Annotated in this window: 13 protein-coding genes; 3 read left to right on the top strand and 10 right to left on the bottom strand. The window is 74.3% G+C overall.

The genetic code is table 11. The features are described 5' to 3' along the window. Nucleotides 1–1,191 (bottom strand): hypothetical protein, encoded by a 1,191-nt coding sequence (locus tag KIK08_RS15220; RefSeq protein WP_214403796.1) that lies wholly within the window; start codon nucleotides 1,189–1,191, stop codon nucleotides 1–3. Further along, nucleotides 1,188–3,527, bottom strand: coding sequence for a hypothetical protein (locus KIK08_RS15225; RefSeq protein ID WP_214403797.1), 2,340 nt, complete (start codon nucleotides 3,525–3,527; stop codon nucleotides 1,188–1,190). The genes KIK08_RS15220 and KIK08_RS15225 overlap by 4 nt, the downstream gene beginning before the upstream one ends. 384 nt (nucleotides 3,528–3,911) lie before the next feature. Here KIK08_RS15225 and KIK08_RS15230 point away from each other — a divergent pair, with 384 nt between their 5' ends. Beyond that, nucleotides 3,912–5,369 (top strand): glycoside hydrolase family 16 protein, encoded by a 1,458-nt coding sequence (locus tag KIK08_RS15230; protein WP_308257650.1) that lies wholly within the window; start codon nucleotides 3,912–3,914, stop codon nucleotides 5,367–5,369. Nucleotides 5,370–5,532: 163 nt separating this feature from the next. Further along, nucleotides 5,533–6,558, top strand: a complete 1,026-nt coding sequence (locus KIK08_RS15235) for a LacI family DNA-binding transcriptional regulator (RefSeq protein ID WP_214403798.1) — start codon at nucleotides 5,533–5,535, stop codon at nucleotides 6,556–6,558. Here the strand turns inward: KIK08_RS15235 and KIK08_RS15240 are convergent. Next, nucleotides 6,555–7,448 carry an SDR family oxidoreductase gene (locus tag KIK08_RS15240; protein WP_214403808.1) on the bottom strand — a complete coding sequence of 298 codons (894 nt, stop codon included), beginning with the start codon at nucleotides 7,446–7,448 and terminating at the stop codon, nucleotides 6,555–6,557. The genes KIK08_RS15235 and KIK08_RS15240 overlap by 4 nt on opposite strands. Before the next feature lie 83 nt (nucleotides 7,449–7,531). Between KIK08_RS15240 and KIK08_RS15245 the strand changes: the two genes are divergently transcribed. Next, nucleotides 7,532–8,107 carry a TetR/AcrR family transcriptional regulator gene (locus KIK08_RS15245; RefSeq protein ID WP_214403799.1) on the top strand — a complete coding sequence of 192 codons (576 nt, stop codon included), beginning with the start codon at nucleotides 7,532–7,534 and terminating at the stop codon, nucleotides 8,105–8,107. Here KIK08_RS15245 and KIK08_RS15250 read toward each other — a convergent pair. From KIK08_RS15250 to KIK08_RS15280, 7 genes are all read right to left on the bottom strand, one after another. Continuing rightward, complete coding sequence (locus KIK08_RS15250; RefSeq protein WP_214403800.1) at nucleotides 8,097–8,969, bottom strand: ABC transporter permease; 873 nt, start codon at nucleotides 8,967–8,969, stop codon at nucleotides 8,097–8,099. The two genes, KIK08_RS15245 and KIK08_RS15250, sit on opposite strands and share 11 nt — an antisense overlap. Next, nucleotides 8,966–9,757: an ABC transporter permease gene (locus tag KIK08_RS15255; RefSeq protein WP_308257651.1), complete on the bottom strand. Its 792-nt coding sequence runs from the start codon at nucleotides 9,755–9,757 to the stop codon at nucleotides 8,966–8,968. The genes KIK08_RS15250 and KIK08_RS15255 overlap by 4 nt, the downstream gene beginning before the upstream one ends. Before the next feature lie 4 nt (nucleotides 9,758–9,761). Beyond that, nucleotides 9,762–10,604: an ABC transporter ATP-binding protein gene (locus KIK08_RS15260; RefSeq protein WP_214403801.1), complete on the bottom strand. Its 843-nt coding sequence runs from the start codon at nucleotides 10,602–10,604 to the stop codon at nucleotides 9,762–9,764. An 8-nt stretch (nucleotides 10,605–10,612) separates the two neighbouring features. Then, nucleotides 10,613–11,701 (bottom strand): ABC transporter substrate-binding protein, encoded by a 1,089-nt coding sequence (locus KIK08_RS15265; RefSeq protein WP_308257652.1) that lies wholly within the window; start codon nucleotides 11,699–11,701, stop codon nucleotides 10,613–10,615. Between the two features lie 56 nt (nucleotides 11,702–11,757). Then, nucleotides 11,758–12,471: a GntR family transcriptional regulator gene (locus KIK08_RS15270; RefSeq protein ID WP_250557055.1), complete on the bottom strand. Its 714-nt coding sequence runs from the start codon at nucleotides 12,469–12,471 to the stop codon at nucleotides 11,758–11,760. A gap of 183 nt (nucleotides 12,472–12,654) precedes the next feature. Beyond that, the gene (locus KIK08_RS15275) at nucleotides 12,655–13,428 is read right to left on the bottom strand and encodes a glucosamine-6-phosphate deaminase (protein WP_214403803.1); all 774 of its coding nucleotides are present in this window, start codon (nucleotides 13,426–13,428) and stop codon (nucleotides 12,655–12,657) included. Between the two features lies 1 nt (nucleotide 13,429). Next, nucleotides 13,430–14,614 carry an N-acetylglucosamine-6-phosphate deacetylase gene (locus KIK08_RS15280; protein WP_214403804.1) on the bottom strand — a complete coding sequence of 395 codons (1,185 nt, stop codon included), beginning with the start codon at nucleotides 14,612–14,614 and terminating at the stop codon, nucleotides 13,430–13,432. Nucleotides 14,615–14,695: the final 81 nt, after the last annotated feature.

Here is a 14,695-nt window from a genome sequence, read left to right on the forward strand (position 1 = left end):
TCACCACTGGTGGACCCGGTCGCTGTGCACGCGACGGGCCAGCGACTCCACGATCCCGGTCAGCGCCCTGGCCCGCTCGGCGGCCTGGATGGCCTCCTCGCGGCTGCTGCGCGCGGCGTCGGCCCGCAGCCTGCGCTCGCCGCTGACCAGGTACCAGATGTTGCGGAAGAAGCCCTCGTCGCGCTCGGCGAAGGTCTGCGCGGTGTCGGCCTGCTCGCGTCGCAGGCCGGCCTCGCGCTCCTCGACCTTCTGCCGGCCCGCCACCAGCTGGCGGCACAGCGCGATCATGATGTCCTCGGTGCCCTTGACCGAGCGCTCCCCCGGCGGGCGCACCCCGTAGTGCGCGACGAAGGTCAGCGCGCCGGGCTCGTCGGGCTCGGGCAGCCAGTCGGCGCGCAGGATCTCCACGCAGCCGATGGTGTCGACCGGGCAGTAGACGACCCGCATGTTGCGCACGTCCGGGGCCTCGTTCGGGACCAGCTCGACGACCTGGCGGTACACCTTGCGCACCCACTGCAGCAGCGTCGCGGACTGGTCGCGGCGCCCGCCGTTGTCGTCGAAGTACGACTCGCACTTGACCGGGCACAGCAGCAGCAGCGCCGGCTCGTCCGGCCGCTCGTTGCGCCGCTTGAGCCAGCTGCGCACGACGTCGGTGACCTGCGGGGTGCCCAGCACCGTCGGCACGGCGCGCAGGTGGCTGGCGGTGGTGGCCTCCATCAGCACCGCGGCGTCGACCGGCACGACCAGCACCGAGCACTGCTCCAGGAAGCGCTCGCACTCCTCCCACTGGGCGTCGACACCGGCCGGGCGGGTGTGCGGGTCGAGCCAGCCGCCGGGGTAGTCGAGCAGCTGCAGCTCGATGCCGGTGCCGGGGACGCCGGTGTCGAGCATCAGATGGAAGGTGAACTGGTCCTGCGAGCCGCCCAGCGCACCGGCGTCGAACTCGCCGGCCAGCAGCGAGCCGTCCAGCTCGCGGCGGTGCTGGCTGAGCCGCTTCTGGGTGGCGGTGCCGACCGCCTTCATCGAGATCGGCGTGCCCTCCAGCAGCCGCTGCCCGTCGTGCAGCAGGGCGGTGATGAGCGAGGTCTTGCCGACCCGGGACGGCCCGACCATCCCGATGCGGTAGACCAGCCTCCCGTCCTCGCCGGCCGCGGCGGCGCCCGCGGCCGCGGCCGGTGCCTGGTTGGTCACGACTGCTCCTCCTTGCGCGCGCCCAGGGTGGCGACCAGCAGGTCGCGCGCCCGGGTCACCGCGGTGAACCGGGCGTTGGCGGCGTCCATCTCCCGGTACACCCCCGGCCAGATGTCGTTCTTGTAGGCGTCGGCGAGCCGGCGGAACTCCACCTCGGACTCCCCGGAGCGGATCACCGTGTCCTCGAACTGCTCGGCCGCGGCGTGCAGCACCAGCGCCGGGGTGACCGCCTCGCGCAGCAGCGCCTTCTGGGTGAGGTAGGCGGCCTGCTCGGCCATCCGCAGCACGAAGCGGTACAGCTCCTCGGCGCCTGCCGCGGTGGCCGCCACGGTGATCTGGGTGCGCAGCTGGCCGGTCTGCGGGTCGGGCAGCTCCAGGGCCAGCCCGTCGAGCTCGGAGCGCACCCTGGGGTGCAGCTGGGAGCGGTAGTCCAACCGGATGCCGCGCAGCGTGCGCACCGCCCGGCGCAGCCGCGGGCACGGCGGCTGGGCGGCGTCGAGCAGGTCGGCGAACCGGTCGAGGGCGTCATGGCCGGTGCCCGGATCGGTCGCACCGGTCCGCGGGTCGGCGAGCAGCCCACCGAGCTCCGCGCCGAGCACGCCGGCCACGTCGGTCCAGAGCTTCTCGACGCGATCGGCGAAGAAGGCGTCGATCCGCTCGAAGCTGTCGCTGATCTCCACGCGGACCCGGTTGAGCTCCTCGCCCGCGTAGCCGCCGCTGAAGCTGTCGACCCGCATCCGGCGCAGGCCCTCGTCGCGCCACGCCTCCTCGCCGACGCCGAGCCCGCTGGTGATCCACTCGCGGGTGGCGGCGTAGGCGGCCTCCACGGTGGCGACGTACTCCGGGTCCTCCGCGGCGTCGCGGGCCTGCTCGCGCAGCCGGGCCACCAGCTCCTGCAGCCCCGCCGCCACGTCCTGGCGCAGCCGGCGGGCCCGGCGGTCGAGGTCCTCGGCCGCGCTGCCGGTGGCCGCGCGGACCGTGGCCAGCACCCGGCTCAGGTCGCCCACCAGCACGTCGACCCGGTCGACGACGACCTGGGTCTGCGCCCGGGTCGCCTCCAGCACCTCGGCGTCCATCTCCGGCAGTCGCTCGGCGAGGTGGTCGAGCACGGGGGCCAGCACCCGGCGGTGGACGTCGTCGGGGTCGGCGGCGTCGGTCTCCACGACCCGGAAGAACCGGTCGGGCCGGCCCATGTTGACCTCGCGCGTGACGTCGTCGCGCAAGGTGGTGGCCATCGCCGGGTCGACGCCGCCCTGGTTGAGCACCAGCAGCACGAAGTCGCGCTTGGCGACGAACCCGCGGGCGATGTCGAGCAGGTCCAGCGTGCGGGCGTCGGCCTCGCCCCAGTAGGCCTCGTCGCCCATCGCCCGCTTGACCAGCAGCACCACGTCGACCTCGTTCTGCAGGCCCTCGACGTGGTGGGCGTCGGCCCCGGCCGCGACCTCGCCGAGGCCCGGCAGGTCGACCACGGCCAGGCGCTGCACCCGGTTGTGCGGGAACCGCGTCTCGATGCGCAGGTCGCGCACGGCGAGGTAGCGCCGCGAGACCCCGCCCGCGCCACCGAGCTCGGCGTTGGTCGGGTAGGCGACGTAGGGGCGCAGCTCGTCGAGGTGCAGCTCGCGGTCCCCGCCGACCAGGTCGCCCGCGTAGGACGGCAGCGCGGCCTGCATGTCGCGCAGCCGCTTGACCAGCGTGGCGTGGCTGGGCGGCGCGGCCGGGTCGGTGGACTGCTCCCCCGGCGCCGCCGGCACCGGGTAGGGCCACTGCGCGAACTCCTCCAGCGAGGTCGGGAGTCCCGGCAGACCCAGCTGGGCGTGGTGCGGGGCGAGCACCTCCGCGGCGAACGTCTCGAAGGTGTGCAGGCTCAGCGTGGCGCGCTCGGCGGTCTCGCTGTGCCGGATCCGGCTGCGCACCGCCGTCACCGGCAGCCCCTTGCCGGTCGGGATCTGGTCGTCGGCCAGCCCGGAGATCGACTGCAGCAGGGTCGACTTGCCCACCCTGGCCTTGCCGCTCACCCCGACGGTGATCGTGCCGCGGGCGAAGCGGGCGCTGAGCACGCGCAGCAGCCGGGTGGCCTCGGCGACCCCGCTGCGCACCTCGTCGACCCGCCCGTCCAGCCCGAACGCGCCCAGCCCCGCGCGCAGCTCGTCCGGGGTGGACGGGTGGTCGCGCAGCACGGCGACGGCCGCGGCCAGCCCGCTCAGCTGCGCGTCGACCCGCTGCCACCACTCCAGCTCGGCCCGCACCGGGGCGACCAGCGCGTGGCGGCGGGCCAGGATGGCGTCGATCCGCGCCGGCAGGTCGTCGTCCGGCCCGGGACTCGCGGCAGTGCTCACCGGGCGGTCCGGGGTGTCCGGGGTGGCAGGGACGTCAGGCACTCAGCAGGACCTCCTCGATCCGACCGGGCCACACGGGTGAACCCGGTGCACCCATCGTCGCGGTGCTCGACCGGCGGTCGCAACCGAGGGCCCCACCGCTGCCGAACCGTTACAGCTGGCCCACGCGCCCACCCGCCGAGCGCCCCGCCGTCGAGAACGAACTTGTCGTGATCAACAGGGCCTGTCGATCACGACAAGCTCGTTCTCGATGGGTGGGGACGGGACGGGTGGGGTGTACCTCCCGTCGGGGCAGGGGCATTGGGGCGGACGGCGGTAGCGCGAGATGAAGTGAGAGCGCTCTCATTGAGACGCATCACATACCCAGGGTGACAAGGAGGTCCCGTGCCCCCCACATCACGACCCGAGACCGACCCCGGCGCCACCGCGCCGAGCCGCCGCAGGCGCTTACCCGTCGCGCTCGCCGCCGCCGGTGCCGCGCTGCTGACCACCGTCGCGTTCGCCCCCACGGCCGCGGCGGTTCCGGCGGCGCCGGCCGGGGTCCCGGCCACGCCGGCCGGCTGGTCGCTGGCCTTCAGCGACGACTTCACCGGCGGCGCCGGGGCGCTGCCCTCCTCGACCGACTGGATCGTCGACACCGGCACGAGCTACCCGGGCGGTCCGGCCAACTGGGGCACCGGGGAGATCCAGACCTACACGAACGACCCGGCCAACCTGTCCCAGGACGGCACCGGCAACCTGCGCATCACCCCCCTGCGCAGCGCGTCGGGCGCGTGGACGTCGGCGCGCATCGAGACCCGGCGCACCGACTTCCGCCCGCCGGCGGGCGGGATCGTGGCGATGGAGAGCCGCATCCAGATGCCGAACGTCACCGGCGACGCGGCGCTCGGGTACTGGCCGGCGTTCTGGGCGCTCGGGGCCCCCTACCGGGGCAACTACCAGAACTGGCCGGCCATCGGCGAGTTCGACATCATGGAGAACGTCAACGGCGTCAACTCCGTGTGGGGCGTGCTGCACTGCGGCACCAACCCCGGCGGCGCCTGCAACGAGAGCACCGGCATCGGCAACAGCCGGGCCTGCCCGGGCAGCTCCTGCCAGTCCGCGTTCCACACCTACCGGTTCGAGTGGGACACCTCGGTCAGCCCCAACCAGCTGCGCTGGTACGTCGACGGCCAGCAGTACCACAGCGTCTCGCAGGCCCAGCTCGACGCGACCACCTGGTCGAACATGACCGGCCACGGCTACTTCCTGCTGCTCAACCTGGCGATGGGCGGCGCGTTCCCGAACGCGCTGGCCGGCTCCACGCCCACCGCGGCCACCAGGCCTGGCGTGCCGATGGTCGTCGACTACGTGGCCGTGTGGACGAAGGGGTCGGGCAGCACCGACCCCGACCCCGATCCCGATCCGGACCCCGACCCGGGCACCGGCGGCGGCGACGCGTACTCCACGCTGCAGGCCGAGGCGTTCAGCCAGCAGTCCGGCACCCTCACCGAGGCGACCACCGACACCGGCGGCGGGTCCAACCTGGCCGCGCTGGCCAACGGCGACTGGGCGCGCTACTCCGGCGTCGACTTCGGCAGCACGCCCGCCAAGCAGTTCGTCGCCCGCGTCGCCTCCGGCGCGGCGGGCGGGGTCAGCGGGCTGGTCGAGGTGCGGCTCGACAGCCGCACCGCGGCCCCGATCGGCAGCTTCTCGATCGGCAACACGGGCGGCTGGCAGTCCTGGCGCACGGTCCCGGCCAACATCGCGAACGTGACCGGCGTGCACGACGTGTACCTGACGTTCACCAGCGGCCAGCCCGCCGACTTCGTCAACCTCAACTGGTTCACCTTCGGCCACTGACGATCCGGCACTGACCGAGGCGGCTACACAGCGCATCGAACGGGTGGGGCCGGGCACCAGGGTTCCACCCGTTCGATGCTGTAAGCGCTTTCATCGATCACCTCACCCGATCGCCGCAACAACCGGTTACCACCTCCGGCCCTGGTGGGGGCAGGCTGAGCCCATGAGCAGCGACGGTCGCGCCGACTTCCGGCCGCCGACCCTGGACACCGTGGCCGCCGCGGCCGGCGTGTCCCGGGCCACCGTGTCCCGGGTGGTCAACAACTCGGCCAAGGTGTCGGCCGACGTCCGCGAGCTGGTCGACGCGACCATCACCCGGCTGGGCTACGTGCCCAACCGCACCGCCCGCAGCCTGGCCAAGCGCCGCACCGACTCGGTCGCCCTCGTGCTGCGCGAGGCCGACGCCACGGTGCTGGCCGACCCCTACCTGGCCGCGATGATCATCGCGACGAGCCGGTCGCTGGTCGGGACCGGCGTGCAGCTGGTGCTGGTCAACGCCCGCGACGACCCCGAGCACGGCACCCTGGTCGACTACGTGCGCGGCGGCCACGTCGACGGCGTGCTGCTGGCCTCGATGCACGCCGACGACCCGCTGCCGCGCGTGCTGGTCGAGGCCCGGGTCCCGACCGTGGTCGGCGGCCGCCCGGAGCGCCCGGTGCCGGGCCTGGCCTACGTCGACTGCGACAACGTCGGCGGTGGGCGCCTGGCCGCCGAGCACCTGGTCGGCACGGGACGGCGGCGGATCGCCTCCATCGCCGGGCCGCCCGACATGACCGCCGCGGCCGACCGGCTCACCGGCTACCACCGCGGGCTGGCCCACGCCGGGCTGCCCATCGGCCCGATCGCCTTCGGCGACTTCACCCGGCTGTCCGGCGAGCGCGCGATGACCGAACTGCTGGAGCGCGACCCCGACCTGGACGCCGTCTTCGCCGCCAACGACCTGATGGCCGTCGGCGCGCTGCGGGTGCTGCGCGCCGCGGGCCGGCGGGTGCCCGAGGACGTCGCCGTGGTCGGCTACGACGATGTCGAGCTGGCTTCGCTCACCGAGCCGGCGCTGACCAGCGTGCACCAGCCGGTCAGCGAGCAGGCCGACACCATGACCGGGCTGCTGCTGCGCCAGATCGGCGGTGCCGCCCCCGGCGATCCGGTGCTGCTGCCCGTCGAGCTGGTGCACCGCGACTCGAGCTAACCCGGGTAGCCGCCGGCGTCGATGTCCTCCACCAGGGTGGGGCCGGTCGGCGTCCAGCCCAGCAGCTCCCGGGTCCGCGAGCTGGACGCGGACAGGTCCATGCCGAAGAAGGCGCCGATCCACCCGAAGTGCCCGGCGACCTCCTCCCGAGCGATCGAGCGCACCGGCAGGTCGTGGGCGCGCCCGATGGCCTCGGCGATCGTGCGGGTCGGCACGCCCTCCTCGGCGACGGCGTGCACGAGAGTCCCGGCGGGCGCCTTCGCCAGCGAGGCCACCACGAGCCGGGCGGCGTCGGAGCGGTGCACGGCCGACCAGCGGTTGGTGCCGTCGCCCGGGTAGCCGGCCACTCCCTTCCGCCGCGCGATGGCGGTGAGGTGGGCGACGAAGCCGTGGTCGCCGGCGCCGTGCACGGTCGGGGCGAACCGCAGGCTCACGGTGTGGACGCCGCGCTCGACGAACTCCAGCGCGAGGTTCTCGGCCCCGCCGCGCGGGGAGTCCGGTCCGTGGAAGGGCGACGGGTCGACCTCGGTCGCGGGCCGGCCCTCGGTCAGCCCGGCGACGCCGGCGGCGAGCAGGAACGGCCGGCCGCTGCCGGCGAGCGCGGCGCCGAAGGCCTGCACGGCGGTCCGTTCGGCGCTGTTGGAGACGGCGGGGTCGGTGAAGTCGTGCTTGTTGGCCAGGTGCAGGACGGCCGCGGCGGCGTCGGCGCCGGTCCGCAGGGCGTCGAGGTCGTCCAGGTCGCCGCGCAGGACGTGGGCGCCCTTGGCCCGCAGTGCCTCGGCCGAGGCGCTCGACCGGGCCAGCCCGGTGACCTCGTGCCCGGCGGCGATCAGCTCGTCGACGGCGGCGGAGCCGATCCAGCCCGACGCCCCGGTGACGAACACGCGCATGACGATCTCCCTCGTGCTGATGTCAGGTACTGACATGACGGTACTCCTTCATGTCAGTCCCTGTCATCACTATCCTGGGCGGCGTGGCGCGATGGGAACCGGGAGCCCGCGAGCGGCTGCAGGCCGCGGCGCTGGAGCTGTTCGCGACCCGCGGCTACGAGCAGACGACGGCCGCGGAGATCGCCGGGGCCGTCGGGCTGACCGAGCGCACCTTCTACCGGCACTTCGCCGACAAGCGCGAGGTGCTGTTCCTCGGCCAGCAGCGGTTCGACGAGGCGTTCCGCGCCGGCATCGACGCCGCCCCGGCCGACGCGCCACCCCTGGCGGTCGTCGCCGCCGCGCTCCGCGCGGCCGGCGAGTTCTTCCCCGACGAGCGACGGGACCACTCGCGCGCCCGCCAGGCGGTGATCGACGCCAACCCCTCGCTGCAGGAGCGCGAGCAGCACAAGCTCGCCGGGCTGGCGACCGCGATCGGCGCGGCGCTGCGCGAGCGCGGCGTCGGGGAGCCGGCGGCGACGCTCGCGGCGCAGACCGGGGTCACGGTCTTCGGCATCGCCTTCGCGCAGTGGATCCGCGAGGCGGAGACCCGCTCGCTGGTGACGATCGCCGACGACGTGCTGCGCGAGCTGGGCGCCCTGGTCGAGGGCGTCAGCGGGTGAGGCCGGCCTCGGGGCCCCAGCGGGCCAGCAGGGCGGCCTCGACGACCGCGAAGACCTCGTAGAGCACGATCGACACCAGCACCGACAGCGCCACGATCGTCCAGACACCGCCGTAGTTGCCCTGGCCCTTGTAGCCCGACAGCACCCCGCCCATGCCCTCGAAGCCGACCAGCCACTCGGCGAGCATGCTGCCCACGACCGCACCCGGCACCGAGATCCGCGCCGAGGCCAGGAACTGCGGCAGCGCGGCCGGGACGCGCACCTTGACCAGCGCGGTCAGCGCGGAACCGCCGTTGACCCGGACCAGGTCCAGCGCCTGCGGGCTGGCCGAGGTCAGCCCGAGCACGATGTTCACCAGCGCGGGGAACAGCACCACGATCGCGGCGATGACCGCGACGCCGAGCGGGCCCTGCCCGAAGATCAGCAGCAGCAGCGGGGCCATCGCCACCAGGGGCACCGAGCGCAGCAGCATCGCGATCGGCAGGAACGCGAACTCGAACGGCCGGTACAGCACGAAGCCGACGGCCACCGCCGTGGCCAGCACCATCCCCGAGCAGAAGCCGATGGCCGCGTTGCCCAACGTGGTGGCCAGCGCGCCGAAGCTGGCCGCGCGGGCCTGCTGGGCGCTCAACGAGGTCGGCCGGACCCCGCGGGCGGGCGAGTCCGCGAACAGGTACTGCCAGACGTCCAGCGGCGACTTCCCGACGAACGCCGACACGTCGAAGACGGCCAGCAGCAACTGCCACAGCGCCATCAGCACCACGAACGCGATCGCGATGGTCAGCGCCGCCGAGCCGGCCCGGCGCAGCACCGGACCGGCCGCGCGTCGCCGCTCCCCCGTCGCGGTGTCGAGCGCGGTCATCGCGGGCCCGCCGGGATCGCGCCGTCGGTGGTCCAGGGCGTCACCGCCCGGGCGAGCAGCCCGACGGCGAGGTAGCCCAGCCCGGAGATCGCCCCGCTGACCAGGGCCAGGTACCACAGCAGCGGCGCGTCGGCCTGGGTCTGCGCGGCGATCAGCGCCCGGCCGAGCGTGCCGTCGCCACCGCTGCCCAGGTACTCGGCCAGGATCGCGCCCAGGAACGCGGCCGGCGCGGCGATCTTCAGGGCGGCGAACAGGCTGGGCAGCGCGGCGACCACCCGCACCTTGCGCAGCACCGTCCAGGCCGATCCGCCGTAGGCGCGCACCAGGTCGATGCTCGTGCGCGGGGCCGCGCGCAGGCCGACCAGGCAGCCGACGACCGTGGTGAAGAAGACGCTCATGCCGGCCAGCACCACCGAGGCGCCGTCCGGGTCCTCCCGCCCGGCGACGATCACGATCACCGGCCCGATCGCCACCAGCGGGATGCAGTAGGTGACGATCGCGATCTGGTTGGCCAGCCGCTCCAGCCGCGGCGCCAGCAGCACCAGCACCGACAGCGCGATCGCGGCCAGGTTGCCCCACAGGTAGCCCCGCGCGGCGGACGACACCGTCGAGCCGGCGTTGCCCAGCGTCGTCGTCCAGCGCCGCGGGTCGAGGAACTCGGCCAGTACCGAGGGCGGCGTCGGGATGGCGCCGCTGCCCTGGAACAGCACCAGCGAGGCCAGCCACCAGACCGCGACGATCACGACGACGCCGACCAGGCCGCCCAGCCGGCCGTTGACCCCGGTCACCGCGCTACTCCCCCGCCTCGCCGCGGCCGAACAGGATCTCGGAGAGCCGGTCGACGTAGGCGTGGAACTCGGGCGTGCGCATGAGCTCGGGACGGCGCGGGCGGGGCAGGTCGATCTCCACGACCTCGGCGATCCGGCCCGGTCGCGGGGTCATGACCGCGACCACGTCGGAGAGGAACACGGCCTCGGAGATGCCGTGGGTGACCATCAGCGTGGTCGCCGGGCGCTCGGTCCAGATGCGCAGCAGCTCGACGTTCAGCCGCTGGCGGGTCATGTCGTCCAGCGCGCCGAACGGCTCGTCGAGCAGCATCACCGTGGGCTGCACGACCAGGCACCGAGCGATGGCGACCCGCTGGCGCATGCCGCCGGAGAGCTGGGCGGGCTTGGCCTTCTCGAAGCCGGTCAGCCCGACCAGCTCGACCAGCCCGTCGATCAGCCCGGGCTCCGGGGCGATGCCGGCCACCTCCAGCGGCAGCCGGATGTTGCCCACGACGCTGCGCCAGGGCAGCAGGGCCGCCTCCTGGAAGGCGATGCCCAGCTCGTGGTCGCGCTGGACCTCCAGGGTCGACCGGCCGTTGATCAGCGCCTCGCCCGCGGTCGGCGCTTCCAAGCCGGCCAGGATGCGCAGGATCGTCGACTTGCCGCAGCCGGACGGGCCCAGCAGCGACAGGAACGAGTTCTGCACGGTGCCCAGGTCGACCGGGGCCAGCGCCTCCACCGAGCGCCGGCCCATCGCGAACCGCTTGGTCAGACCCCGGATGTGGATGCCGGTGGCCGCGGCCGGCTGGGCCGCGGGGTCGGTCGTGCCGCGGGGCGAGGACGCCGTCGGGGTGCCGGTCTCGGTCATCGCCGCGCTCAGGCCTTCAGGTCCGGCTGCTCGGCGTAGACCTCCTCGAGCAGCGTCAGGTCGAACAGCTCCTCGGCGGTGATCGTGACGCCGATCTGGCCGAGCGCCGCGATGCACTCCCCGACCAGCGCGTCGGTCATCGTGAACAGCCCGTTGGCCTCGGTGTCCGCGCTGACGACGAGCTCGTTCTGGGCGGTGGCCTGCTCGGTCTGGCCGGGCAGGTCGAGGCCGAGGTCCTTGCCGTAGACCTCGACGGCGAGCTTCGCCGCACCGGCCGGGTCGGCCACCGCGTCGGTCCAGCCCCGGATCTCCGCGGTCAGGAACGCCTTGAGCATGTCGCGCTGGGAGTCGATGGTGTCCTGCAGCACCACGAACGACTCCGACACCAGCGGCAGGCCGTTGTCGGCGAAGGACAGCGTGACCGGGGTGAAGCCGTCGGCCTCGACCAGGAACGGCTCGTTGGTCAGGAACGACATGAACCCGTCGACGGTCTTCTCGGTCAGCGGCGTCGGCTCGTACTGCACGACGACCTGCTCCAGCGAGGCCGGGTCGATCCCGTTGGCCTTGAGCAGCCCCGCGAAGATCGTCTGGTTGGTGCCGGCCTGGATGCCGATCCGCTTGCCGACCAGGTCGGCCGGCGTGCGGATCGGGTTGCCCTCGGCCAGCGAGAGGATGCAGAAGGGGTTCTTCTGGAACGTCGTCCCGATGATCTTGAGCGGGGCGCCCTGCTCGACGATGAACCGCGCGGTGGCGTCCGGCGCGGACAGCCCGACGGTGATGTTGCCGGCGAGCACCAGCGCGTCGGCGCTGTCCACCGGGCCGCTGACCAGGTCGACCTTCGAGAAGCCTGCCTCGGTGTAGTAGCCCTTGGAGTCGGCCATGAACTCGCCGCCGAACTCGATGTTCTTGATCCAGGACAGCTGCACCGAGATGTCGCCGAACGATCCGGCCTGCGCGGGGGCGCCGGCGGCCGCGGGCTCGGGGGTGGTGCCGCCACCGCAGGCGGCGAGGGCGAGGCCGGCGGCGCCGAGCCCGCCCAGGCGCAGGACCTGGCGGCGGCTCAGGCGGAGGGCGGTGTGTCCGGGGGTGTCATGCACCCGGCGAATCTAGGAACCGGACGGGACGGCGGGGTTTCCCGGCCGTTACGGCCGGGCTACCAGCCGCGCTGGTCCTCCGGCGCGACCAGCGACATCTGCAGCTCGTAGCGGTCGCCGCGGTAGGTCGTCAGCGCGTGCTCCACGGCCACGTCGCCGCTGTAGGAGACCCGGTCGGCCACCAGCACCGGGCGCATCGGGGCCAGGCCGAGCAGCGTCGCCATCTCCTCGCTGGCCCCGGCCGAGCCGACGGTCTGCTCGGCCCGGTCGATCGTGTAGCCGTACTGGTCGGCCATGGCCCGGTACACCGACTTGGTCAGGTCGAGCTTGTCCATCCCGGGGAACAGCTCCGCCGGGTACCAGCCCTCGTCCACCGAGATCTGCAGGTTGTCGGCCAGCCGCAGCCGGCGCAGGTGGTAGGTCTCGGCGCGCTCGGGCAGGCCGAGCGCGGCCGCCGTGCGCGGCGGCGGCACCTCCCGCACCGCGCTCAGCACCACGGTCGAGGGCTCCATGCCCATCCGGCGCATCTCGTCGGTGAACGAGGCCAGGTGCAGCCGCGAGCGCGCCGTGCGCGCGGCGACGAACGTGCCCTTGCCGTGCACCCGCACCAGCAGCCCCTCGGAGACCAGCTGGCCGACGGCCTTCTGCACGGTGATCCGGCTGACGCCGTGGTCGAGGCAGAGCTGGCGCTCGCTGGGCAGGATGTCGCCCGGGCTGAGCGAGCGCGCCAGGTCGATCAGGATGGTGCGCAGCTGCTCGTGCTTGGGGACCATCCCGTCGACGATGTGCTGCGTTCCCTGCTGTGTTCCCGGCTGTGTGACCTGCTGTGTGACCTGCTGTGCGACGGAATGCTGTGTCCGGTCTCCCGGCTGCGCTGCCACGTGCGTTCCCCTCCCGCTGCCTGCCCGATCCATCCTCCCATCTGGTCATGACCAGGGGGCCGAACGGCCCTGCCGCTACCCCAGGTCGCACGCCGCCGCGTAGCGGTAGTGCTCGCCGTGGCGCAGCGCGCCGGCGGCCGCCTCGTCCAGCACGACCGTGACCCGCGGGTGCCACTGCAGCACCGACGCCGGGCACGACGCCGACAGCGGGCCCTCCAGCGCCGCGGCCACCGCCGCGGCCTTGCCCGCCCCCGAGGCCATCAGCACCAGGTGCTCGGCCCGGCAGATGGTGCCCAGCCCCTGGGTGATCACGCGGCGCGGGACGGCGGCCACCGACCGGAAGAACCGGGCGTTGTCCCGGCGGGTGCGCTCGGTGAGCGCGACGACCCGGGTGGTGGAGCGCAGCGACGAGCCGGGCTCGTTGAACCCGAGGTGGCCGTTGCCGCCGATCCCCAGCAGCTGCACCGCCACCGGGCCGTCCGCGCGCAGCGCCGCCTCGTAGTCGACCGCGGCCTTGGCCGGGTCGGGGTGCACGCCGTCGGGCCCGTGCACGGCAGCCGGGTCGATGTCCAGCGCGCCGGTGAGCTCGCGGCGGATCACCTCGCGGTAGGCCTGAGGGTGGCCGTCGGGCAGGCCGATGTACTCGTCGAGCAGGTAGGCGCGCACGCGGGCGAACGACAGCCCTTCCTCGCGGTGGCGGCGGATGAGCTCGCGGTAGGCCGGCAGCGGCGAGGAGCCCGTGGCCAGCCCGAGCACCGTGCGCCCGCCGCCGTCCTCGATCGCCGCCGCCAGGATGTCGGCGACCGCGCTGCCGCGCGCCCGCGCGTCGTCCAGGATGAGCACCCGCATGTCAGACCGCCTCCCGTCCGGGCTCGGGGTGCACCCACCGCCCGGCCCGCATCACGGCCAGGGGGGTGAGGTCGTCGTCGGTGAGCACGAGGTCGGCGCGCAGGCCGGCGACCAGGTCGCCCACGTCGGTCAGCCCGAGCAGCCGGGCCGGGGTGGCGCTGGCCGCGGTCACGGCCGCGGCGAGCCCGACGCCGGCGTGGCGGACCACGCGCCGCACGACGTCGACCAGCCGGGAGGTGCCCCCGGCGATGGCGCCCGGCGGGTCGCCGGCCAGCCGCGCGACGCCCTGCACGACGTCGGTGAGCAGCGTGCCGAGCCGGTAGCGCCCGTCGGCCTGCCCCGCGGCCGCCATCGCGTCGGTGACCAGCGCGATCCGCTCCGGCCCGACCAGGTCGAACACCGCGGCCACGGTCTCGTCGTCGAGGTGGACGCCGTCGGCGACCAGTTCCAGCACCATCTCCCCGCGCGCCGCGGCGGCCAGGCAGGCGGCCACCGGCCCGGGGGCGCGGTGGTGCATCGGCGGCATGCCGTTGAACAGGTGGGTGGCGCTGAGCGGGCCCCCGCCGACCTCGGCGATCGCCGTGCGGGTGAGCGCGGCACCGGCGTCGGTGTGGCCCAGGCTGGGCAGCACGTCGTACTCGGCCATGAGCTTGACCAGCTCGGCGTAGGCCGCGGTCTCCGGGGCGAGCGTCATCGACCGGACGGTCCCGCCGCCCGCGTCGAGCAGCCCGCGCAGCAGGTCGGGGTCGCCCGGCACGATCGCCCTCGGGTCCTGGGCGCCGCAGCGGGCGGTGGACAGGAACGGCCCCTCCAGGTGGATGCCGGCCAGCTCGCCCGCCTCGACCAGCGGCGCGAGCAGGCGAACCCGCTCGCGCAGGACGCCGGCCCCGGCCGAGACCAGGCTGCCCAGCAGCGAGGTGGTGCCGTGGCGGCGGTGGTGCTCGACGGCGGCCAGCACGCCGGCGCGGTCGGAGTCGGGGAAGCCGTGGCCGGCGCCGCCGTGGCAGTGCGCGTCGACCAGCCCGGGCAGCAGCGTCCCCGAGGGCGCGGGCGGGGGCTCGCCGGTCCACTCGTCGGTCGGTCCGGCGAACGCGATGCGGTCGCCGCGCACGGCGACGAGCCCGTCGTCGACCACCCGGCCCCGGTGGACCAGGGTCCCGCGCAGCAGGTGCTGCCCCGGTCTCATCCGGCCCCCTCCCGCCGCGCCCCCGCGGCGGCTTCGGTCGTGAGCGCCGCGGCGGCGGCCCTGGCCTCGTCGGCGCCGCGG

This window comes from Pseudonocardia lacus, from assembly GCF_018531445.1.
GTDB lineage: Bacteria > Actinomycetota > Actinomycetes > Mycobacteriales > Pseudonocardiaceae > Pseudonocardia > Pseudonocardia lacus.